Consider the following 21,071-nt stretch of genomic DNA (forward strand, 5'->3'; position numbering starts at 1 on the left):
TTAGATCCCTGCGCCCGCCGGTGCGGGGCAACGGGACCAGAAGTCCACATGTCGAGACATGTACGGCCTGACCTGGGTATCCGGCATCGTCTCCCACCAGGACCTCTTGGGGCAGATTACACGTCTATGACACTTTCTTTTATCCGCATTGATCTGAAAGTAAGTTTCTGCCAGTGTCGTGATCGCCGCATCCCCCCGGCTTTCGGAGGTCCGATTGAGCTCCCCCTCCCGGCGTGCCGTGCTGCGCGGCCTGGCCCTCGCCGCCGCGGCGTCGGCCGTCCCGCTGCCGGCCCTCGCCGCATCCCCCGCTTCCGCCCTCTCCGCCTCTCCCGCCGGGTACGTCCCGCCGCTGCGCCAGATGCGCGGCATGTGGATCGCCTCGGTCGTCAACATCAACTGGCCGTCGAAGACCGGGCTGACGCCCGAGCAGCAGCAGGCCGAGTTCACCGCCTGGCTCGACCTGGCCGTCGCACGCCGGCTCAACTCCGTGTTCGTGCAGATCAGGCCGACCGCCGACGCCTTCTGGCCGTCGCCGTACGAACCGTGGTCGCAGTATCTGACCGGGGTCCAGGGGCAGGACCCGGGCTACGACCCGCTGGGCTTCGCCGTCGAGGCGGCCCACCGGAGGGGCCTGGCGTTCCACGCCTGGTTCAACCCGTATCGCGTGTCCATGCAGGCGGACCCGGCCAAGCTGCACCCCGACCACCCGGGCCGCAAACACCCCGAGTGGATCGTCTCGTACGGCGGGAAGCTCTACTACAACCCCGGCATCCCCGAGGTCCGGGCGTTCGTGCAGGACGCGATGATGGACGCCGTCACCCGCTACGACATCGACGGCGTGCACTTCGACGACTACTTCTACCCGGTCAACACCACGGCGTTCGACGACAGCGCCGCCTACGCGGCGTACGGCGCGGGCTTCCCCGACCTGGCCTCCTGGCGGCGCAACAACGTGGACCTGCTGGTGCAGGAGATGCAGCGGCGTGTGCGGCAGGCCAAGCCCGAGGTGATCTGGGGCATCGGCCCTTCGGGCATCTGGCGCAACAAGGCCACCGACCCTCTCGGCTCCGACACCAGCGGCGGCCAGTCGTACGACAACCTGCACGCCGACACCCGCGGCTGGGTGAAGAAGGGCTGGCTCGACTACGTCGCGCCGCAGCTCTACTGGTACATCGGCCAGTCGAACGCCGACTACGCCAAGCTCGTCCCCTGGTGGTCCGACGTGGCCGCGGGCACCGGCGTCCAGCTGTGGATCGGCCAGGCGGCGTACAAGGCGGGGGCTGCGGGGCAGCCCGCCGAGTGGTCCCAGCCGGACGAGCTGTCCCGGCACCTCACGCTCAACCGCGACCACCCGGAGGTCGGCGGGGACATCTGGTACAACGCGGCCGACGTCCGCGACGACCGGCTCGGGTCGATCGGTGCGGTCGTGAGCGGGCACTACACGCGTCCGGCGCTCGCGCCGCTGCTGCCCAGGCTCGCGGGCGGCGAGCCGCCGCGTCGTCCCGTGCTCGCCTCGGCGCGCGCGTGAGCGGGGGCGTGGAGTTGCACGTCGAGGCCGCCGGACCCCGCGCCCCGTTCCAGTTCGCCGTCTTCCGGTTCGACCGGCCCGCCCGCCGGCAGGACTTCGGCGACGCGGCGCACCTGGTCGCGGTCGTCCCTGCGGGCAGGCACGTCCGCTGGGTTGACCCGGACGGCGCGCCCGGCCACCGCTACCACGTCACGGCCGTCGACCGGGCGTCCCGGCAGAGCGAGCCGAGCCATGAACGCAGGGTCCACTGAAGGCAGGGTCCACTAAGGTCCCCGAGTAGTCCTCCGGCCGGAGCGGGACGCCGTAGCGCACCGGCGTCCCGCCCGGCCGTTCCCCTCTGCCGGTCCGCCCCGCAGGTCCGCACGGTCAGGCGGTGCGGGCCGTCATAGAGGGGCCGTCAGTGGGCGCGGGTGAGCTCGGCGAGGTGGGCGTTGAGCGCCTTCCACGCCTGCCATGCCCGCGTCGCCCCGAACTGCGCGTTGAAGCGCAGCACGGCCCGCACGTCCTCGGGTGACGCGCCGGCCCCGAGGGCGCGGCCCACGTGGATGCGGAACGTCTCGTCCAGCGTCTGGTAGTGCACGTCGATGCTCATCGTCATGAACGCCCGCTCGCGGACGCTCAACGTGCCCGGCCCCTGGACGCCCCGCATCCGTGACTGAAGGTCGAAGTACTCCAGGAAGTACGGGTCGAGTTCGGTCAGCTCGGCCCGCACCGGCTCGGGCAGCGGGGTCGGCGCCGCGCCGGGACCGGTCTCCAGCAGTTCGCCGGGCAGCGGTTCGGCGTCCGGGCGGGGCAGCCCGGCCGCGGCCTCGATCTCGGCGAGCCGCTCCAGCGCGGCCAGCGCGGCGACGTACCCGCTGTCGTAGGAGATCAGGCGCAGCAGCGCCCGCATGTCCGCGGTGGAGACGCCGCGCTGCAGGCCCGCGCGGACGTGCATCTCGAACGGGAACCCGAGGGCCGGCTGGCAGACGTCCGCCACCAGGGCCAGGAACACCTTCTCGCGGTCGGTCAGCTCGGGCACCGCCCAGCAGTGCCGGACGCTGGCGGCCGCCATCTGGGCGAACACCGGGTCCATCTCGTTGATCGTGTCGAAGTCCGTCGAAGCGTGGACGGTCACAGGAGGCGCTCCTTTAGTGAACGGCTGTAGCGCTACGACTGTAGCGTTAAAGGGGTCCTCGTACAATGGGCTGGTCATGGAAGCCACCACACCCCCGACTCCCGCCGCCCGCCGCCGTCCGAACGCGCGGGGGCAGGGCGAGCGGCTGCGCGAGGAGATCGTCGCGGCGGCCATGCGCATGCTCGACGACCTCGCCGACGACGAGGCGCTGTCGCTGCGGGCCGTGGCCCGCGAGGTGTCGATCGCGGCCACCTCGGTCTACCTGCACTTCCCCGACCGCGACGCACTCGTGCTCGCGGTGCTGCGGCGCTGTCACGAGGAACTGGTGCGGGCCGGCGACGAGGCCGACGCGGCGCACGAGGACCCGGGAGCCCGCCTGCGGGCCCGGATCCTCGCGCAGGCCGCCTGGGCGCACGAGCATCCGGGCCTCTACAAGGTGCTGCACGAGAGCGCGGTCCACCGCAGGCTCGGCATGCCGTTCAAGGAGGTGCTGGTCGCCAGGACCACGGAGGCGGTCCAGCGCTGCATGGACGCCGGGGTCGCCCCGCGCGACGACGCGGCGACGGTCGCGATCGACCTGCGCACGGCGGTGAACGGCATGCTGTCGCAGCGGATCAACGAGCCCGACCTGCACTGGCCACCCGCCGAGGAGCAGATCGACCGTTTCCTCACCAAGCTCGTCGGCCTCCCGGCGAGAGCTGGCTGAAAGATCCTCGCGAGGCAGGCGTGCGCGTACTCGGGCTGATCTCGGGAACCTCTCACGACGGGATCGACTGCGCACTCGTCCGCTGGTCACGGGACGGCGACCTGCTCACCGGGGTCGTGGAGCACACCGGCACGGTGCCGTACCCGCCCGGCCTGCGGGCCGCGATCGTCGCCGCGCTGCCGCCGAACCCCGCGGACATGGGCGAGGTCTGCCGTCTCGACACGCTCGTGGGCCGGGCGTTCGCCGAGGCGGCGGCGACCTGCCCGGCCGCCGACCTCGTCTGCTCACACGGGCAGACGATGTACCACTGGGTGGAGGACGGGCGCGTGCGCGGGACGCTCCAACTCGGCCAGCCCGCCTGGATCGCCGAACGGCTCGGCGTGCCGGTCGTGTCGGACCTGCGGGTGCGCGACGTGGCCGCAGGCGGGCAGGGCGCGCCGCTCGTGTCCGCCTTCGACCTGCCGCTGCTGTCCGGGCTGCCCGCCTCGGCGGGGCGGGCCGGCGCGCTCAACCTCGGCGGCATCGCCAACCTCACCGTGTGCGAGCCCCCGCTCGCGTACGACACCGGCCCGGCCTCGGCGCTCATGGACGCGGCCGTACGCGCCGCCACCGGCATGCCGTACGACGAGGACGGCAGGCTGGCCGCGTCGGGGAAGGTCCACGAGGGGCTGCTGGCCGAGTTGCTGGCCGAGCCGTACTATCACCTGCCGCCGCCGAAGACGACGGGCAAGGAACTGTTCCACGCGGGCTATCTGGACCGGGTCGCCGGGCCGTACGCGCTGGGCCTGCCGGACCTGGTGGCGACGCTCACGACGCTCACCGCCGAGACGGTCGCGGCGGAGATCCGGCGGCACCGGCTCGGCACGGTCGTCGTCTCCGGTGGCGGCGTGCGCAACCCGGCTCTGATGCGCGCGCTGCGTGAGCGGGCCGAAGGCGTGCGGCTGCTGCCGAGCGACGACCTCGGCGTGCCCTCGGACGCCAAGGAAGCGGTCGCGTTCTCCTATCTCGGCTGGCTGACCGCGCACGGCCTGCCCGGCACGGTGCCGGCCTGCACCGGCGCGGCCGGATCGCGGGTGCTCGGCACGATCACCCCGGGCCGCGGGCCGCTGCGGCTGCCGGAACCGCTGGACCTGCCGCCCCGGAGTATCCGCATGGAAGGGCGAGGGGCGGCGCGCCGCGCCTCGCCCTGATCCTGATGGCCCTCACCGGCTCAGCGCGCGGCGCGCAGCGCCGCGATGAACCACTCGTAGGAGGGCACCCCGGAGGGGAACGGGGGCGTGCCGTTGAGCACGCCGAGCAGTTGCCAGTAGCGCTCCACCCTGCGGTCGGTGAACCGCTCCAGCATGTCGGCGAGCCGTGCGCGTTCGGCGGCGGGCACATCCGGACCCACCAGCCGGTCCACGATCCGCTCGCCCTCCGCCGACTCCGGGGCGATCCCCTGGTCCAAGGCCCGCCCGGCCTCGTCCAGGACCGCCTGCGAGTCGTACGGCGCCGGCGTCACGGGCTCGGCGGGGCCGAGTGCCATCCCGCGTACCCGCTCCCGGAAGGCCGGGTCGGAGACCAGTTCGGCGAGCTCGATCCAGGCCTCCACCTGCTCGGTGGTGGGTTCGTCCGGCAGCGCTTCGGGCAGGCGGCGCATGCTCTGGGCGATTCCGGCGCCGGGCGCGTCGGGGTCGGTGCCCGCGAACACCTCGTCGACGAAGTCGTCGATGATGCGCTGCCGTTCCCGTGCCGACAGCTGAGCCAGTTCGTGCATGAGTCTCATCTCCTCGATGGTGCCGTCGCGTTCCGCGATCGACCGCATGACGGCGCGCCGCGCCCGGAGGACGGCGATCTCCGCGTCCAGCGCGGCGACGTGTGCCCTGGCGACCTCCGCGAGACCGACGCGCCTGGTCACGACCCGCTCCACGGTGGCGAGGTCGAGCCCCAGGTCGCGCAGCGTACGCACGAGGTGCAGCCGGGCCACAGCCGCGGCGTCGTACAACCGGTAACCGCTCGCCGACCGCCCTGCCGGTTGGACGATCCCGATGTCGGACCAGAACCGGATCGTGCGGGCCGGCACGCCGGTCAGCCTCGCGAGCCGCCCGATCGTGAGCGGTCCGAGATCGTCCCCCTCGCCGGTGTCCCGGGAGGCGGCGGCCGAATCCGTGCGGCGCGGCTCCGTGTGGTCGTTCACATGCACAGCCTCGACCTTCCAGTCACTGGAAGCTCAACTACTTTTTTCGAGACGGCCGCCATGGCCGCTGTCCCGCCGCCTCCGGCCGGAGACGCGGCGTTTGACCCTGACACCGTGTGAGGCATTGGAATCGCCACACCATGTTCACCATCGGAGACTTCGCCAGGCACGGCCGCGTGTCGGTCCGCATGCTGCGCCACTACGACGCGATCGGGCTGCTCCGCCCGGCCCACGTCGATCCCGCGAGCGGCTACCGCTTCTACGAGGCGGGCCAGCTCGCCCGTCTCAACCGGATCACCGCGCTCAAGGACCTTGGCTTCACCCTCAGGCAGGTGCGGGAGGTCCTGGACGAGCAGGTGAGCGCCGAGGAGCTGCGCGGGATGCTGCGGCTGCGGCAGGCGGAGCTGGAGGCGGCGATGGCCGCCGCGGCGGCCCGGCTGGCCCAGGTCGAGGCGAGGCTCCGGACGATCGAGAGTGAGGGACACATGAACACCGACGACGTGGTGGTCAAGCGCATCCCCGCCGTCCGGGTGGCGGAACTCAGCGGCGTGGCGCGCAGCTACGAGCCGGAGGACATCGGCCCGGTCGTCGGCCCGCTGTTCGACGAACTGTGCCGCAGGCTGGACGAGGCCGGGGTGACCCCGGTGGGGCCGGGAATCGCCTACTACGAGGACGCCCCCGGCGGCGACGGGATCCTCGCGCACGTGGCGATGCCGGTCGCGATCGCGCCCGGGGACGGTCACGACTTCGCGATCGTGGACCTGCCCGCGATCGAGCGGGCGGCCACGATCGTGCATCGCGGCCCGATGGACGACGTCCTCCCGACCGCCCAGACGCTGGCCCGGTGGATCGCCGACGGCGGTCACCGCTCCGCCGGGTACGCCAGGGAGCTCTACCTGGAGGCCGGGGAGGATCCCGCCCGGTGGGTCACCGAGCTCCAGGAGCCGCTCGCCGGCTAGAAGTACGAGGCCGAGATCTGCGGTGCGTTCTGGTGGACGGCCGGGCTCACGCCGCCTCTTCCTGTGCGGCCACTCGGCTGCTCGCGGTCTCGTCGTCGTGCACCGGCTTCGCGGCCGGTGACCCGCCCGTCGGCTTGCCGGCGGGGAGGGCGACGGCGGGGATGACCGCGGCGATCGCGATACCGATCGCCCACCAGAACGCGCCGTGGAAGGCACCCGTGGCGCCGTGGCCGAGGAGCGACTGCAGGGCGACGGCGACGATCGCGGTGCCGAACGAGGCTCCCACCTGCTGGGCGATGCGGGTGCTCATGGTGGCGTGCGGGATGCCCGCCGGTCGGATGTCCTGGTAGGCGACGGACATCGGCGGGATCAGCACCGCCCCGACCCCCAGGCCGCGAACCAGCAGCACGGCTCCCAGCCACCACAGGCTCGTACCCGGCCCGGCGAGTGCGAACGGGACGGTGGCGACGGCGGCGAGCAGGAAGGCGGCGATCGTCAAGGCGCGCGCCCCGAACCGGTCGACCAGCGTGCCGATCACGAAGCGCGCGGCGAGCGCGCCCACACCCTGCGGGATCATCAGCAGCCCGGCGTCCAGCACGCTGTCGCCCCGCGACTGCTGGTAGTACAGCGGCAGCAGGAACATGCCCGCGTACATCGCCGCGCCGGCGGTGAACAGGACCGTGGAGGCACTGCCGAGCGAGCGCACGCGCAGCAGCCGTACGTCGACGATCGGCTCGCGCTCGCCGGGCCGCGACGCCCAGGCGATGAACGCGGCCAGCAGGACGACCCCGGCCGACAGCGGCACCAGCACCCCGGCGCGGCCGATCCCGCCGTCCTCGGACAGCTCCGAGAGGCCGAGCAGGATCCCCGTCAGCGCCGGCGCGAGCAGCACCAGGCCGATCCAGTCCAGGCGCCCGCGCCCGGCCGAGGAGCCGGGGTGGTCGGCGGGCAGGAACCGCCACGCCAGCAGCAGCCCGGCGGCGATCACGGGCACGTTGATGAGGAACAGCCAGCGCCAGCTCAGCCAGTTCAGGATCACGCCGCCGATCACCGGGCCGAGGATGGGGCCAAGTGCGATCGGCAGGCTGACGGCCGCCATCAGCCGGCTGCTGACACGCCCGCCCGCGGCTCTCACCGCGAGCGTCTGCATCAGCGGGAAGATCAGCCCGGCGCCGAAGCCCTGCAGCACCCGGAAGCCGATCAGGACGGCGTCGTTCCAGGCCATCGCGCACAGCACCGAGGCGAGCACGAACAGCACCAGCGCGGCCATCCAGACCCGCTTGCCGCCCCAGCGGCGCTCCGCCCACCCCGTGACCGGGATCGCGACGGCCATCGCCAGCAGGAAGCCGGTGGTGACCCACTGGATCGTGCCGGCGGTCGAGTGCAGCTTCACCACCAGCGTGTGGATCGCCAGCGTCACCATCGTCGAGTCGAGGATCGCCGCGATGCCGCCCACGACCAGCGCGATCAGCGCGTTCTTCACCTGCGGCGACAGCTTCGCCTCGGTGGTCTCCGTCATCGTCTCGCCCTCAGATAAGAGTGGAATCCATCTCTTATGAAGGTAGAGCGCCTTGCTAGGGAATGCAAACCTTCCTTATAGTGAAGCCGTGACCACATCCGCCGCCGCGCCCTCCCGCCAGCGCCGACGCGGGCCCGAGCTCGAGGCCGCACTGCTGGACGCGGCCTGGGACGAGCTGGTGGAGGTCGGCTTCGCGAAACTGACCATGGAGTCCGTCGCCTCCCGCGCCGGCACCGGCATCGCCGTGCTGTACCGCCGCTGGGCCAACAAGGACCAGCTCGTGCTCGCCGCGCTCGAGCACTACCGGAACAGCCACCCGGTCGACGTCCCCGACACCGGCACCCTGCGTGGCGACCTCCTCGCCGCACTGACCGGCATGGGCGAGGCCCGCGCCGCCTTTTTCGCCATCGCCGCGGCCGCCGCCTTCTCGGGGCTACTGGCCGGCACCGGGCTCACTCCCGCCCAGGTGCGCGACCGGATCATGGGCGACAAAGCGCTCTCGCGCGTCCGGACCATCTACCGGCGCGCCCATGACCGCGGCGAGATCGACCTGGAACGGATCCCGCCCGCGGTGCTCGCCATGCCGTTCGACCTGGTGCGCCACGACCTGCTCATGGATCTCAAACCCCTGAAGCCCGCACGCATCCGGTCGATCGTCGACGAGCTCTTCCTCCCCCTCGTCCACGACCACCACGACGGGCCGGGTCCGGCGTAGCGGCAGGCGCGTACGGCGTCTCAGAGCCAGCCGGGTTTGACCAGGCCCGACTCGTACGCGATCACGACGAGCTGGGCCCGGTCGCGGGCGTGGAGCTTGCTCATCGTGCGGCTCACGTGGGTCTTGGCCGTCGCCGGGGACATGTAGAGCCTGGCGGCGATCTCGTCGTTCGTCATGCCGGTGCCCACGAGCGCGAGCACCTCCCGCTCCCGTTCGGTGAGCGGGTCGAGACGGGTCGCGATGCCGGGCTCCTTGGCGCGGGCGACGTACTCGGCGATGAGCCTGCGCGTCACGCCGGGGGACAGCAGGGCGTCGCCTGAGGCCACCACCCGGACGGCCTGGATCAGCTCGGCCGGCTCGGTGTCCTTGACCAGGAAGCCGCTCGCGCCGCCGCGCAGGGCCTCGAAGACGTACTCGTCCAGCTCGAACGTGGTGAGCATGACGATCTTCACGTCGGCGAGGGCGGGGTCGTCGCCGATACGGCGGGTGGCCGTCAGGCCGTCGGTGCCGGGCATGCGGATGTCCATCAGCACCACGTCGGGGCGCAGGTCCCGGGTGAGCAGGACGGCCTGCTCGCCGTCGCCGGCCTCGCCCACGACGGTCATGCCCTCCTGCGCGTCGAGCAGGGCCCGGAACCCGGCCCGGACCAGTGCCTGGTCGTCGGCGAGCAGGACGCGTATCAATTCGGCTCCTTCTGGTCGGCGGACGGGGGTAGGGGGAGACGGGCCTCGACGCGGAAGCCGCCGCCGGGCCGGGGGCCCGCGGTCAGCGATCCGCCGAGCGCCGCGGCCCGCTCGCGCATGCCGGGGATGCCGTTGCCGCTGCCGAGGCCCGCCTCGGCCCGCGCCGTGCCCGCGCCGTCGTCCTCGATCGTCACGGTCACCTCCTCGGCCGCGTACGCCACGCGTACGGTCACCCGGGAGCCGGGAGCGTGCCGCGAGACGTTGGTCAGCGATTCCTGCACGATCCGGTAGCCGGCCCGGTCGATGCCGGCGGGCAGCGGGCGCTCCTGCCCGGTGACCTCCAGCGTGACCCGCAGCCCGCTGCGCTCGGCGAGGTCGGACAGGTGGGCCATCCCGGCCATGGGGGAGCGCGGCGCGCCGTCCCTGAGCAGGCTCAGCACGCCGCGCATCTCGGTCAGCACGTCCTTGGACGCCTGCTTGATCGTGCTCAGCGCGGTGCGGGCCTGCTCGGGGTGGTCGTCCAGGATGTGCAGGGCGGTGGACGCCTGGACGTGGATCAGCGAGATGTTGTGGGCGAGCACGTCGTGCAGTTCCTGGGCCATGGTGAGTCGTTCCTCGCTCGCCTGCCGCCGGGCCTCCTCCCGCGCCACCCGCTCGCGTTCGGCGAGGCGCTCGCGGCGCATCCGGTAGAACTCCGCCACGGTGAGCGTGAGCAGCAGGTAGGCCGCGACCGCGGTGTGGTGGAAGAGACTCGCCCGGTGGGGGATGAACCAGGTGGCGTAGGCGATCACGAACAGGAAGAACGCCCCCGACGACAGCCACGCCGTGCGGCGGTGCCCGGACATCACCGCGTTGAAGACCACGATGATCTGGCTGAGGAACACCGGCCCGTACGCGAAGTCGAGCAGGAGATAGACCGAGGTCGCGATGAGCGTGACGACCAGGGCGGCCACCGGCGCACGGCGGCGCAGCGCGAGCGCGAGCGGCCCGACCAGCAGCAGCGCGTAGCCCCACCAGGTCAGCGGCGCCCGCCCGAGGTCCGGGTTCCGCAACTGCCAGTACTGGGCGCCCATCGTCAGGAACACCTGGAGGAACCCGACGATGACCGGCAGAACGGGATCGATGCGGTGGTACATCGCGGAACGGGAACGCACATCCGCACGCTAGGCCATCGCCGCTGGTCACCGCATCCGCCCGGCGCGGCAGTCCGCCGTACGCCGGAAGGAGTAGCGTGTTTCCCGCTCCGCGCGTCGGCTCGCTCGGCCGCTCCCGCGTCCAAAAGCGGACAATCCCGCAGCGTTTCTGACTCCCGTGAGTCATGCTGGAGTGATCGCTCACGTGGTGGAGGTGCCTGGCATGAGGAGCGTCGTCGTCACGTCGCTGGGACTGGTCACGTTCGCGGCCTTCCTCGCGCCGCCCGCCCACGCCGCACCGGCGGGGTCCGCGGCGGAGGTCAAACGGCCGGTCGCGGAGGGGTACGGCGGGGCCGTGGCCACCGTGGACCTGGACGCGAGCAAGGCCGCGCTCTCGGTGCTGCGCCAGGGCGGCAACGCGATGGACGCGGCGGTGGCCGGCGCGGCGGCGCTGGGCGTGACCGAGCCCTACTCGGCGGGACTGGCCGGAGGCGGCTTCATCGTCTACTACGACGCCCGCACGCGGAAGGTGACCACGATCGACGGGCGGGAGACCGCCCCGCGGGCGATGACCTCGACGGCGTTCGAGGGCATCCCGTTCGACGAGGCCGTCACCAGCGGGTTGTCGGTCGGGGTCCCCGGCAGCGTCGCCCAGTGGGACATGGCGCTGCGCCGATACGGCACGATGCCGCTGCGGCAGGCGCTGCGCCCCGCGATCGAGATCGCCGAGAAGGGCTTCGTCGTCGACCAGACGTTCCACGACCAGACGCAGCAGAACGCCGGCCGGTTCGCCGACTTCACCTCGACCGCGTCGCTCTACCTGCCGGGCGGGCAGCCGCCGCAGGTCGGATCGGTCTTCCGCAACCCCGATCTCGCGCGCACCTACCGTGAGCTGGGCATCCGCGGTCCGGCCTGGTTGTACGGCGGCGCGCTCGGCCGGGAGATCGTGGCCACGGTGAAGAAGCCGCCGGTGCGTCAGGGGGCCACCAGGAAGGTCAGGACCGGGCTGATGGAGGTGTCCGACCTCAGGGCCTACCGGGCGCTCGAACGGCCGCCCACCAAGGTCACGTACAAGGGGCTCGACGTGTACGGCATGGCGCCGCCGTCGTCGGGCGGATCCACCGTGGGGGAGGCGCTGAAGATCCTGGAGGCCCTGCCGAAGGTCGGCCTGCACGAATACCTGGAGGCCTCCCGGCTCGCCTTCGCCGACCGCAACGCCTACGTCGGCGACCCGGCGTACGTGGACGTGCCGCTGGATCAGCTCCTCTCCGACGGGTTCGCCAAGGAGCGCGCCTGCCTGATCGGCCCGCGGGCGATGGCCCACCCGCCGCGCCCGGATCGCCCGACGGCTCCTACTCCTCCTGCCCGACGCCTCAGGCGGCCTCGGCTCCGGAGGAGAAGAAGGAGGGGCCGGAGACGACCCATCTCGTGGTGACCGACCGCTGGGGCGACGTGGCCGCCTACAACATCACGATCGAGCAGACCGGCGGCAGCGGGATCGTGGTGCCGGGCCGCGGCATCCTGCTCAACAACGAGCTGACCGACTTCACCTTCGGCCCGGCGCCCGGCGACCCCAACCTGCCCGCTCCCGGCAAGCGCCCGCGGTCGTCGATGGCCCCCACCATCGTGCTCAAGGACGGCAGGCCGCTGCTCGCCGTCGGCTCGCCCGGCGGCGCGACGATCATCACGACCGTGCTGCAGATCCTGGTGAACCGGCTCGACTTCGGCATGTCGCTCCCGGAGGCCGTGGCCGCGCCGCGCGCCTCGCAGCGCAACACCGCCGCCACCCAGGCCGAGCCGGCGTTCACCGAGCGGTACGGCGCGGAGCTGACCGCGCTCGGTCACACGCTGACGGACGTCCCCGGGCCGCCGGCGGGGGAGATCGGCGCGGCGACCGGCCTGGAGTTCCTGCGAAACGGCCTCGTCCAGGCGGTCGCCGAACCCGCGCGGCGCGGCGGAGGCAGCGCCCTCGTGGTCAGCCCGCGTCGCTGATCCGTGCCCCGATGAGCTCGTAGGCCTTCGGCTTCACCTTCCGGGTACGCGCCCAGTATTCGAAGGTGAAGCCGGGCCAGAGCGTGCGGTTCCTGCCGTGCTCGTCGAGATACCAGCTCGTGCAGCCGCCCTCGCTCCACACCAGCCGGTCGAGCCGCCGCTGCAGGCGGTCGTTGTAGGCCCGCTGCGCCGACGGCCGTACGTCCAGGGCCTTCGCCTTGGTCCTGGACAGCAGCCGCAGGCAGTCCATGACGTACCGGACCTGGGACTCGATCATGAAGACGACCGAGGTGTGCCCAAGACCGGTGTTGGGGCCGAGCAGGAAGAACAGGTTGGGGAAGCCCGCGGTCGTGATCCCGTAGTAGGCCTCGATGCCGTCGCGCCACGCGTCCTGGATCTTGACGCCGTTCCTGCCGACGATCCGCTGCTCGTTGAGGGAGTCGACCACCCGGAAGCCGGTGCCGTACACGATCACGTCGACCTCGTGCTCGCGCCCCGCCGCGTCCACGACCGACCGCTCCCTGATCTCGGTGATCCCGTCGGTGACCAGCTCGACGTTGTCCCTGGTCAGCGCGGGATAGTAGTCGTTGGACTGCAGGATCCGCTTGCAGCCGATGGTGTAGTCGGGCGTCAGCTTCGCGCGCAGCTCGGGGTCGGGCACCTGCCGGGCCAGGTGGCGCTCGGCCATCGCCTGGTGGACCTTCATCAGCCGGGGGTCGATCGTGAAGCCCACGGCCCGGGTCTCCAGCAGCCAGTAGACGGCGTCGCGCAGAATGCGGGCCCCGCCGGGCGTCTCCATGGCCCGCTTCAGCCGCCCGTCGATCGGCAGGTCCGGCTTCGGCTGGATCCACGGCGGGGTGCGCTGGAAGACGGTGAGCCGGCTCGCCTGCTCGGCGACGACCGGGACGAACTGGATCGCCGACGCGCCGGTGCCGACGACCGCGACCCTCTTGCCGTTCAGGTCGGCGGAGTGGTCCCACCGGGCCGAGTGGAACACCGTGCCGGTGAAGCGCTCACGGCCGGGGATCTCGGGGAACGACGGCACGTGCAGGGCGCCGACGCCGGACACGACGGCATGGGTCTCGAACGTCTCCCCGTCGCCGGTCGACACCCGCCACAGGGCCCGCTCGTCGTCGTACTCCAGCCCGCAGACCTCCGTGCCGAACCGCAGGTGGGGCTCCAGGCCGTACTTCCGGACGCAGGCCCGCAGGTAGTCCCAGATCTCCTCCTGAGGGGAGAACAGCCGCGACCAGCCGGGGTTGAGCTCGAACGAGAAGGAGTACAGCGGCGAGGGCACGTCGCAGGCGCAGCCGGGATAGGTGTTATCCCGCCAGGTGCCGCCGATCTCGCCGGCCTTCTCCAGGATCACGAAGTCGTGATAGCCCGCTTCCTTGAGCTTGATGGCCATGCACAGCCCGGCGAACCCGGAACCGATGATCGTGACGCCCGGACTGGGCATGCGTCCTCCCTGCCCTATTGGAAGATTTGTCCAATATATGCGCGTGGGCGGGCAGGGTCCAGCAGCGTCACTGTACGTCGCATGAGTGGGCGACTGAACCGTCGGCGGGCATGACAAAGCCGCCGACGGGCGCGGTCGTCGGCGGCTGGTACAGGTATGTCAGCGAACCAGGAGGTACGCCACCACGGCGAGGATCACGACGAGCGCCGCACCGACGGCGATCCAAATCGGCAGACGGGACGGCTGCTCCTGAGAGGCCTGCGCGTCCTGCTGCTGCGCGAACGCCCGGAAAGCCTGCGTGTTTCCGGCCGGGTCGATCTGAGGGTCGGACATGGGCATGACTCTAGCGACACATGGTGCGCCCTGGCCGCGATTTGTCGGATTTTGCCCTCGCCTGGGGATCGCTTGGCGTTCCTCCGAGACACCGGCGCGAATACCGGACCGGTGGGGGCGGCGGATAGCGTTGTATGCATGCTCCGCACCCTCCTGGCTCCCCGGCTGGTGGCCCTGCACCTGCTGGTCATCGGGGTGCTCGTGTCCTTCACCTTCCTCGGCCGCTGGCAGCTCGGCGTCTTCGAGGCGTCGGGCGCCCCACGGCGGGCCCCCGACCCCGCGCCCGTGGCCGTCACCGAGCTGACCCAGGTGGGACAGCACGTCGGCGGCGGCGCGATCAGCCGCAGGGTGACCGCCACGGGGACCTACGACGCCGCGAACCAGCTGCTGGTGGCCGACCGGGTCGCCGACGTCGCCGCCCCGGGCGGCAGGGCGGCCAAGGGGAGCGGATTCTGGCTGCTCACCCCGCTGCGGCTCACGGACGGCACGGTCGTCCCCGTCGTACGCGGCTGGGTGCCCACGGCGGCCGATCCCGCCACCGCCGTGCCCGAGGGCGCCGTGACCGTGACCGGACGGCTGCGGCCGGCCGAGCAGACCGACGACGTGATGCGCAGCGGGAACCTGCCACGCGGCCAGGTGGCGACGGTGTCGACGGCGGAGCTGATCAACGTGTGGCCGGACGCGCGGGTGCGGGACGGGTTCGTCGTCGCGACCGCGCAGGACCCGCCGTCCCGCGTCACGCCGGTGGCCGTGTCGCCGCCGACCGAAGGCGGCGGCTTCACCTGGCGCAACCTGGCCTACGCCCTCCAGTGGTGGATCTTCGCGCTGTTCGCCGTGTACATGTGGTTCCACTTCGTACGCGACGCCCTGCGCGGGCAGCGGGAGCGGGAGCGGGAGAGCGAGGAGCCGCAGCCGGCCGAGCCCGCCGCGCACGCGGAGGCCTGAACGGCCCTGAAGCCGGGACCACCCGGTGGCACGGATATCGTGTGGTGACCGTTTCCCCAGCAGAGGTAATGATCGACGTGGAATCCGCGCTCAACTTCTACCGCGTCATGGCCTACATCGTCGGCGTGATGCTGCTCGTGCTGTGTGCCGCGATGGTCGTCAAGTACGGCTTCGACAACGGCACGATGGTCGCGGTCGTCGGGCCGATCCACGGCTTCCTGTACATGGTCTATCTGGTGGCCGCGATCAACCTGGGCCTGATCAAGGCCCGCTGGTCGGTCGGCTACCTGCTGCTGGTGCTCATCGCGGGCACGATCCCGTTCCTGTCCTTCGTCCTGGAGCGGAGCGTCACCGAGCGGGTCCGCAGGAGGATCGCCACCGCCTCCTAGCGAAGCGGACCGGCCGGGCGCCGTGACGGCGGCCCGGCCGGGTTTCCGTTCATCGGGTCTTCGCAGGGCCTCAGCCGCCGATCTGGCGGCGGCGGATGCGCCGCAGCCGCGCCCGCTGCGACTCGTCCAGCATGAAGTAGGCGACGATCGGCGCCCCCAGCGCGCCGATCGCGATCAGCCAGGCCAGGAGCGTCGGCAGCGGAAGGATGAAGACCAGCACGGCCACCACCGCCGCGCCCACGTAGTACTTGCCCAGTGGCGACATCGTCAGGCCTTTCGTGTCGGGCCGCGCGGGACGTCGTCCCGCGTCGCCTGGGAGAACGTCCGGGGTCCTGGCCGAGTTCCGCGAGCCTCCGCGGGTGGTCGTCCGCGTCGCGGCGCCGCGCGCCCGGGAGACGGGTGACCGTCTCCGCCAGGCTCCGCGGCGCCGCGCACGCTCCCCGGTCTCCGGAGTGGGCCGCCGCTCCCGATGCGGACGGGACAACCCCGTACGGCGGCCCGCCCGGAGCTCAGCCCTCGCCGGACTCCGACTTGCCCATCGTCTTGCGGATCAGGTCGCGGACGCGATCCATGATCGCGACCGGCGTCCCCAGCAGGATGTTCTCCGTCGCCGATTCGACCCCGGGGTGCGGGTGCGTGGGAGCCATCGCCTCGGCTGCCTTCACACCCACGCCCATCGCCCTGCGCTCGGCCTCGGACGTGCTCGCCTTGAGCTCGGAGAACTCGTAGCGCTCCTCGGCGGCGGCGTGGGCGAACACGGCGGCCCGCAGCCTCTCCAGCTCCTGGGAGAACTCCGGCGTCGTCACGTCCATGTCGTCGAGGCGGCTGAGCATCTCCTTCGCCTCTTCCTCCTCCTGGAGGCGGTTGTCCACGATCGTGTCGCCGCCGACCAGCTTGCGCCGCGCGTAGGGGTGGACGATCTCCTCCTCCGCCGTCTCGTGGACGGCGAGCAGGCGGACGAGGCGGCTGAAGGCCTCCTTGCGCTGCTCCCCTTGGCTCCTGTCGACCTCGTCGAACAGCTCCCGGATGAGAACGTGCTGCTGCGTCAGGAGATCGATCACGTCGTTCTCCCGCATGGTCTCCGGCCTTGACTGGCGGTCCATTAGCGCCTCCTTCCTGGTCATATCGGGGCTACCCGTAACCGGGGGGCGAAACCCCTGACCTGCGGATTCGGCTCGCGGAGGCGGACATGGTTCCGCGGGCGGGATTCTCCGATGCACGGGATCTGCACAATTCCGGACGACGGCTCTGCACAGAGGGCATCTACGCTTCGTCCATGGCTACCCCTCAGCAACGCCGCGTCCTCGTGGTCGAGGACGACGACACGATCGCGAACGCCGTACGGCTGCGGCTCGTGGCGGAGGGCTTCGACGTACGCGTCGCGAGCGACGGCGAGGGGGCGCTCGCGGCCTACGCGAAGGCGGAGCCCGACGTCGTCGTCCTCGACCGGCTGCTGCCGGGCCTGGACGGACTGGAGGTGTGCCGCAGGATGCAGGCCGCCCGGCCGGTGCCGGTGCTCATGCTCACCGCCCTCGGCGAGGAGACGGACGTGCTGGTCGGCCTGGGCGTGGGGGCCGACGACTACATCACCAAGCCGTTCAGCATGCGGGAGCTCGTCGCGAGGATCCACGCGCTGCTGCGGCGGGTGGAGCGGGCCAGCCTGCTGGCCCACGAGGACACGGTGATCCGGGTCGGCGACGTCGAGATCAACACGGCCGAGCGCCGCGTGTTCGTCCGCGGGGCCGAGGCCCAGCTCACCCGGACCGAGTTCGACCTGCTGCGGCGTCTCGCCGAACGGCCCGGCCAGGTCTTCGAGCGCGAACGGCTGCTGTCGGACATCTGGGGCTTCTCGGAGGCCGCCGCGACCCGGACCGTGGACAGCCACGTCCGCGCGCTGCGCCGCAAGCTCGGCCCGGAGGTCGTCCGCACCGTCCACGGCGTGGGATACGCGCTCGTCCGCTCATGACGCTTCACTAGGGAGAGCCAGGCGTTGAGGCCGCTCGACTTCCTCGGCCGGATCAAGGTCAAGCTCGGCATCGTGATCGTGCTCGCCGTGGTCGCGGCGTTCGTCGTCAACGAGGTCGGCATCAACTCCGGCCTGTCCCGGGACCTCAGGATCGCGATCGCCGTCGTGCTCGCACTGATCATGGTGCAGCTCCTCGCCCGCGGCATGACCCGGCCGCTGCGCGAGATGGCCGCCGCCGCGCAGACGATCGCCAAGGGCCGGTACGGCCTGCGCGTGAGCGCGACGTCGCGGGACGAGGTGGGGGAGCTGGCGCGGGCCTTCAACGCCATGGCCGCCGACCTGGCCGAGGTCGATCGCCAACGGCGCGAACTGGTGGCCAACGTCAGCCACGAGCTGCGCACGCCGATCACCGGCCTGCAGGCCGTGCTGGAGAACGTCGTGGACGGCGTCACGCCGCCCGACCTCGACACCCTGGGCACGGCCCTCGCCCAGACTCAGCGGCTCGGCCGCCTGGTGGCCCAGCTCCTCGACCTGTCGCGGCTCGACTCGGGGGCGCGGCTGATCGAGCCGGAGGAGCTGGACCTGGCGTCGTTGTGCCGCCAGGCCGTCTCGGAGGCGGCTCTCGCGCGTGACGACGTCACGGTGGTGAGCGCGGTCACGCCGGGGACGGCGCTGTCCGCCGACGCGGCCCTGCTCGCCCAGGTGCTGGCCAACCTGCTCGACAACGCCGTACGGCACAGCCCGTCCGGCGGCACGGTCCGGGTGCAGGCGCGGCCGGCCGGGCCGAACCTGGAGATCAGCGTGACCGACGAGGGGCCCGGCATTCCACCGGCGGAGCGGGCCCGGGTGTTCGAACGCTTCTCGCGGCTCGACGCCGGACGGGCCGCCGACGCGGGCGGGGCCGGGCTCGGGCTGGCCATCGCCAAGGAGATCGTCGAGTTGCACGGCGGATCGATCGCGGCGACGGACCCGGTCCCGGCCGCGAAACGGCCCACAGGGGGAGGCCGGGAGACGGCCCCCGGGTGCCGGATGGTCGTCGTGCTGCCGCGTCAGGGGGAGCCCGCGGCGGCGGAGAGCGCGGACGGACCCGTCCACGCCGGAAAGGGGAAAATGGAAGTCCGGAAAGCGGGCGCGGGCCGCGCCGCCGGCTTGCCCGATGGGAAGGGCTCAGCCGGGGACGACGGTGCCGACCTGAGCGAAGCCGCCCTCGTCGCGGCCGGAGGACCGGAGGAGACCGGTGACGAAGAGGCAGGGCCGTCCTCGCCGGAGGCCCCGGCCGCTGGTGAGCGGCCCGGGCCGCTCCATGAGATCCCGGTCGCGTCCAGGCGGACGGAGATCGCGGAGAGCGGGGACCCCCAGAGCGGGGACCACGGCCGACCTTCGGACGACACGGGTGCCGCCGGTGACGAGGATGACCGGGAGGAGTTCCGGCGGCCGGACCTCGTCCACGCACGAGCCGAGCAGCCGTACACGGCCTCGCCGGGCGGTGCCGGCCCGCGGATGCTCGCGCCGCACACGCTCGCGCCGCACCTGCTCGCGCCGCACCCCGGCGTCGGCTACGACCGCGCCGGGCACCTGGCGCGGGCGGCGCTGGGGGCGGGCGTCGGCATGTTCGCCGGATTCTTCACCGGAATGATCGTCTCGGTCTTCCTCGGCCTGGGCGTCATAGCGCTGATGCTGTTCACCGCCCTCGGCACGATCGCGGGAGTGATGCGGGGCTCGTCGTCGGCCCGCCGAGCCGCGGCGGCGTTCGCGCAGGGGCCGGGGCGATACCCGCCGATGCCCGCGCCGCCCGCTCGTGTGCCCCAGGTTCCGGCCGAGCCCGTCGCCCAGGGGGCGGGTGTCTCCCCGCCGCCGCCCGCGTACGTGCCGCCGCCGCTGTTCCCGCGGCCGCAACTGCCGGACGCGCCCCGATGGCTGCTGCCCGCCGCCGCGGCGGCAGGCCTGGTCGCCGCCGTCGCCCTGCCGTACGCGTCGCCCGGGCTGGGAATCGTGCTGACGGCGGTCGCGCTGGGTGCGGCGGCGTTCCCGGCGGTGCTGCCGCTCCGGCGTGGCCGGATCACGCCGTGGACGGTGGTCTTCGGCCTCCTGGCGTACGCGCTGGTCTCCGTGACGCTCTTCCGCGACGCCGAATGGCTGGTCGGGCCGGTGCTGCTGGCCGCGTTCGGCGTCGGGTCCCTCGCGGTGTCGGGCGGCGGGCGGGGCTGGTTCGCGGTGATCAGGGGAGGGGTCTCGGTCGCGTTCGCGGTGCTGCCGCTGCCGTGGTTCCTGGCCGGGCCGCTCCGGGGCCTGGCGCGGCGCCGGATGCTGCCCACGCTGGTCAGCGCCGTCGTGACCGTCGTCCTGCTGGCCGTCTTCGGCCTGCTGTTCTCCTCTGCCGACGCCGTCTTCTCGGCCTTCCTCAGCGACCTGCTGCGTACGCCGGAATGGGTGCAGAGCCTGCCCTACCGGGTCTTCGTGTTCTGCGTGTTCGCGGTGCTGGCCGCGGCGGCGGTGCTGGTGGGCCTGCGCCCGGCGGCCGAGCCCGCCGCGCCCGACCTGCGGATGTCCCTGGGCCGGCAAGTGTGGGTGATCCCGCTGCTCGGGCTGAACCTGCTGTTCGCGGCGTTCGTGGCCGTGCAGATCACGGTGCTGTTCGGCGGCAGCCGCAGGGTGCTGACGACGGCGGGGCTCACCTACGCGCAGTACGCGAGGTCGGGCTTCTTCGAACTCGTCACGGTCAGCGTCTTCGTGCTCGGCGTCGTGGCGGCCGCGGTCGCCCTGCTGCGCCGCGAGAGCCGGGCCGACCGCTGGCTGCTCGCCGCGCTGCTCGGCCTGCTGTGCGCGTTCACGCTGGTCATCCTCGCCTCGGCGCTGCACCGGCTCGGCCTCTACACCGACGCGTACGGCCTGTCGCGGCTGCGGGCCTCGGTGGAGGCGACGATCTGGTGGCTCGGCGCCGTGTTCGTGCTGGTGCTGGCGACGGGAGCGGTGCGGCTGTCCGGCGGCGGCACGTCGTGGTTCTTCCGGGCCCTCGTGCTGCTCACCGGGGTGTCGCTGCTGGCGTTCGCGGTGTGGGACCCCGATGCGCGGGTGGCGGAGACCCAGCTCACGGTCCGGGGCGTGGAGCGGCTCGACCACCGCTATCTGAGCGACCTCGGCGCGGAGGCCGTGCCGATCCTCGACCGCCTGCCCGAGCCGGACCGCAGCTGCGTGCTGGGCGACGTGGTGGCGGTCAACGACCTGTCCAGGGCGGACCCGTGGAACGGCTGGAACCTCGCCCGCGCTCGCGCCCGGGAGGTGCTGGAGCGGCGGCCCGTCGTGCGGCCCGACGACTGCCCCGGCTCGTCGCGTGTGCCCGGCCCGTACGACTGATCTAAGTCGGGGGCGTGACCTTCGATGTGCTGATCAGCGGTGGCCGCGTGGTGGACGGCACCGGAGCCCCGCGTTCCGCGCCGACGTCGGCGTGCGC

General features: G+C 72.3%; 21 protein-coding genes. 12 read left to right on the forward strand and 9 right to left on the reverse strand.

What is annotated here, in order from left to right; all coding sequences use genetic code 11:
- Positions 1 to 214: 214 nt before the first annotated feature.
- Positions 215 to 1,528 (forward strand): glycoside hydrolase family 10 protein, encoded by a 1,314-nt coding sequence (locus B1L11_RS32930; protein WP_179155436.1) that lies wholly within the window; start codon positions 215 to 217, stop codon positions 1,526 to 1,528.
- Entirely contained in the window at positions 1,525 to 1,779 is a 255-nt protein-coding gene (locus B1L11_RS52505; protein WP_179155437.1) for a hypothetical protein, read from the forward strand. Before B1L11_RS32930 ends, B1L11_RS52505 begins: the two co-directional genes overlap by 4 nt.
- Before the next feature lie 146 nt (positions 1,780 to 1,925).
- Here B1L11_RS52505 and B1L11_RS32935 read toward each other — a convergent pair whose 3' ends face one another.
- Entirely contained in the window at positions 1,926 to 2,645 is a 720-nt protein-coding gene (locus tag B1L11_RS32935) for a carboxymuconolactone decarboxylase family protein (RefSeq protein WP_256863088.1), read from the reverse strand.
- 76 nt (positions 2,646 to 2,721) lie between these two features.
- Between B1L11_RS32935 and B1L11_RS32940 the strand changes: the two genes are divergently transcribed.
- Positions 2,722 to 3,351 carry a TetR/AcrR family transcriptional regulator gene (locus tag B1L11_RS32940; RefSeq protein ID WP_079319260.1) on the forward strand — a complete coding sequence of 210 codons (630 nt, stop codon included), beginning with the start codon at positions 2,722 to 2,724 and terminating at the stop codon, positions 3,349 to 3,351.
- A 20-nt stretch (positions 3,352 to 3,371) separates the two neighbouring features.
- Positions 3,372 to 4,541, forward strand: a complete 1,170-nt coding sequence (locus B1L11_RS32945; protein ID WP_079319261.1) for an anhydro-N-acetylmuramic acid kinase — start codon at positions 3,372 to 3,374, stop codon at positions 4,539 to 4,541.
- A gap of 20 nt (positions 4,542 to 4,561) precedes the next feature.
- On the opposite strand, the gene B1L11_RS32950 is transcribed toward B1L11_RS32945, so the two are convergent.
- A complete protein-coding gene (locus B1L11_RS32950; RefSeq protein ID WP_079319262.1) occupies positions 4,562 to 5,527 on the reverse strand; it encodes a MerR family transcriptional regulator in 966 nt (321 codons plus the stop codon).
- 140 nt (positions 5,528 to 5,667) lie between these two features.
- Here B1L11_RS32950 and B1L11_RS32955 point away from each other — a divergent pair, with 140 nt between their 5' ends.
- Positions 5,668 to 6,486, forward strand: coding sequence for a MerR family transcriptional regulator (locus B1L11_RS32955; RefSeq protein ID WP_079319263.1), 819 nt, complete (start codon positions 5,668 to 5,670; stop codon positions 6,484 to 6,486).
- Between the two features lie 46 nt (positions 6,487 to 6,532).
- Here B1L11_RS32955 and B1L11_RS32960 read toward each other — a convergent pair whose 3' ends face one another.
- The gene (locus B1L11_RS32960; RefSeq protein WP_079319264.1) at positions 6,533 to 8,005 is read right to left on the reverse strand and encodes an MDR family MFS transporter; all 1,473 of its coding nucleotides are present in this window, start codon (positions 8,003 to 8,005) and stop codon (positions 6,533 to 6,535) included.
- A gap of 88 nt (positions 8,006 to 8,093) precedes the next feature.
- Here B1L11_RS32960 and B1L11_RS32965 point away from each other — a divergent pair, with 88 nt between their 5' ends.
- Positions 8,094 to 8,720 (forward strand): TetR/AcrR family transcriptional regulator, encoded by a 627-nt coding sequence (locus tag B1L11_RS32965; protein WP_079319265.1) that lies wholly within the window; start codon positions 8,094 to 8,096, stop codon positions 8,718 to 8,720.
- A 20-nt stretch (positions 8,721 to 8,740) separates the two neighbouring features.
- Here B1L11_RS32965 and B1L11_RS32970 read toward each other — a convergent pair whose 3' ends face one another.
- Both B1L11_RS32970 and B1L11_RS32975 read right to left on the reverse strand, forming a co-directional pair.
- Positions 8,741 to 9,403, reverse strand: a complete 663-nt coding sequence (locus B1L11_RS32970) for a response regulator transcription factor (RefSeq protein ID WP_079319266.1) — start codon at positions 9,401 to 9,403, stop codon at positions 8,741 to 8,743.
- The gene (locus B1L11_RS32975) at positions 9,400 to 10,557 is read right to left on the reverse strand and encodes a sensor histidine kinase (protein WP_256863089.1); all 1,158 of its coding nucleotides are present in this window, start codon (positions 10,555 to 10,557) and stop codon (positions 9,400 to 9,402) included. Before B1L11_RS32975 ends, B1L11_RS32970 begins: the two co-directional genes overlap by 4 nt.
- Before the next feature lie 202 nt (positions 10,558 to 10,759).
- Between B1L11_RS32975 and B1L11_RS32980 the strand changes: the two genes are divergently transcribed.
- Entirely contained in the window at positions 10,760 to 11,971 is a 1,212-nt protein-coding gene (locus B1L11_RS32980; RefSeq protein WP_256863090.1) for a gamma-glutamyltransferase family protein, read from the forward strand.
- On the forward strand, positions 11,968 to 12,528 hold the full coding sequence (locus tag B1L11_RS52510; RefSeq protein WP_256863091.1) for a gamma-glutamyltransferase: 561 nt from the start codon (positions 11,968 to 11,970) through the stop codon (positions 12,526 to 12,528). The genes B1L11_RS32980 and B1L11_RS52510 overlap by 4 nt, the downstream gene beginning before the upstream one ends.
- On the opposite strand, the gene B1L11_RS32985 is transcribed toward B1L11_RS52510, so the two are convergent.
- Both B1L11_RS32985 and B1L11_RS47335 read right to left on the reverse strand, forming a co-directional pair.
- On the reverse strand, positions 12,512 to 13,987 hold the full coding sequence (locus B1L11_RS32985) for an NAD(P)/FAD-dependent oxidoreductase (RefSeq protein ID WP_079319268.1): 1,476 nt from the start codon (positions 13,985 to 13,987) through the stop codon (positions 12,512 to 12,514). The genes B1L11_RS52510 and B1L11_RS32985 overlap by 17 nt on opposite strands.
- Before the next feature lie 159 nt (positions 13,988 to 14,146).
- Positions 14,147 to 14,320 carry a hypothetical protein gene (locus B1L11_RS47335; RefSeq protein ID WP_179155438.1) on the reverse strand — a complete coding sequence of 58 codons (174 nt, stop codon included), beginning with the start codon at positions 14,318 to 14,320 and terminating at the stop codon, positions 14,147 to 14,149.
- 138 nt (positions 14,321 to 14,458) lie between these two features.
- Here B1L11_RS47335 and B1L11_RS32995 point away from each other — a divergent pair, with 138 nt between their 5' ends.
- Together B1L11_RS32995 and B1L11_RS33000 are read left to right on the forward strand one after the other, a co-directional pair.
- Entirely contained in the window at positions 14,459 to 15,265 is an 807-nt protein-coding gene (locus B1L11_RS32995) for an SURF1 family protein (protein ID WP_079319270.1), read from the forward strand.
- 68 nt (positions 15,266 to 15,333) lie between these two features.
- Positions 15,334 to 15,654 (forward strand): DUF3817 domain-containing protein, encoded by a 321-nt coding sequence (locus B1L11_RS33000; RefSeq protein ID WP_179155439.1) that lies wholly within the window; start codon positions 15,334 to 15,336, stop codon positions 15,652 to 15,654.
- A 70-nt stretch (positions 15,655 to 15,724) separates the two neighbouring features.
- Here the strand turns inward: B1L11_RS33000 and B1L11_RS33005 are convergent, their stop codons facing one another.
- Together B1L11_RS33005 and B1L11_RS33010 are read right to left on the reverse strand one after the other, a co-directional pair.
- Entirely contained in the window at positions 15,725 to 15,919 is a 195-nt protein-coding gene (locus B1L11_RS33005) for a hypothetical protein (RefSeq protein ID WP_079319271.1), read from the reverse strand.
- A gap of 244 nt (positions 15,920 to 16,163) precedes the next feature.
- A complete protein-coding gene (locus tag B1L11_RS33010; RefSeq protein ID WP_256863093.1) occupies positions 16,164 to 16,757 on the reverse strand; it encodes a hemerythrin domain-containing protein in 594 nt (197 codons plus the stop codon).
- 173 nt (positions 16,758 to 16,930) lie between these two features.
- Here B1L11_RS33010 and B1L11_RS33015 point away from each other — a divergent pair, with 173 nt between their 5' ends.
- The gene (locus B1L11_RS33015; protein ID WP_079319272.1) at positions 16,931 to 17,620 is read left to right on the forward strand and encodes a response regulator transcription factor; all 690 of its coding nucleotides are present in this window, start codon (positions 16,931 to 16,933) and stop codon (positions 17,618 to 17,620) included.
- A 24-nt stretch (positions 17,621 to 17,644) separates the two neighbouring features.
- Entirely contained in the window at positions 17,645 to 20,974 is a 3,330-nt protein-coding gene (locus B1L11_RS33020; protein ID WP_079319273.1) for a DUF4153 domain-containing protein, read from the forward strand.
- Positions 20,975 to 21,071 lie beyond the last annotated feature (97 nt).

This window comes from Microbispora sp. GKU 823 (assembly GCF_002027145.1).
Taxonomy (GTDB): Bacteria; Actinomycetota; Actinomycetes; order Streptosporangiales; family Streptosporangiaceae; genus Microbispora; species Microbispora siamensis.

What these genes read in the sequence shown, in the direction of transcription:
- B1L11_RS32960 (WP_079319264.1), bottom strand. Translation starts at nt 8,005, where the DNA reads ATGACGGAGACCACCGAGGCGAAGCTGTCGCCGCAGGTGAAGAACGCG.
- B1L11_RS32940 (WP_079319260.1), top strand. Translation starts at nt 2,722, where the DNA reads ATGGAAGCCACCACACCCCCGACTCCCGCCGCCCGCCGCCGTCCGAAC.
- B1L11_RS33015 (WP_079319272.1), top strand. Translation starts at nt 16,931, where the DNA reads ATGGCTACCCCTCAGCAACGCCGCGTCCTCGTGGTCGAGGACGACGAC.
- B1L11_RS33010 (WP_256863093.1), bottom strand. Translation starts at nt 16,757, where the DNA reads ATGGACCGCCAGTCAAGGCCGGAGACCATGCGGGAGAACGACGTGATC.
- B1L11_RS32955 (WP_079319263.1), top strand. Translation starts at nt 5,668, where the DNA reads ATGTTCACCATCGGAGACTTCGCCAGGCACGGCCGCGTGTCGGTCCGC.
- B1L11_RS32985 (WP_079319268.1), bottom strand. Translation starts at nt 13,987, where the DNA reads ATGCCCAGTCCGGGCGTCACGATCATCGGTTCCGGGTTCGCCGGGCTG.
- B1L11_RS33005 (WP_079319271.1), bottom strand. Translation starts at nt 15,919, where the DNA reads ATGTCGCCACTGGGCAAGTACTACGTGGGCGCGGCGGTGGTGGCCGTG.
- B1L11_RS32980 (WP_256863090.1), top strand. Translation starts at nt 10,760, where the DNA reads ATGAGGAGCGTCGTCGTCACGTCGCTGGGACTGGTCACGTTCGCGGCC.
- B1L11_RS32995 (WP_079319270.1), top strand. Translation starts at nt 14,459, where the DNA reads ATGCTCCGCACCCTCCTGGCTCCCCGGCTGGTGGCCCTGCACCTGCTG.
- B1L11_RS47335 (WP_179155438.1), bottom strand. Translation starts at nt 14,320, where the DNA reads ATGTCCGACCCTCAGATCGACCCGGCCGGAAACACGCAGGCTTTCCGG.
- B1L11_RS33000 (WP_179155439.1), top strand. Translation starts at nt 15,334, where the DNA reads ATGATCGACGTGGAATCCGCGCTCAACTTCTACCGCGTCATGGCCTAC.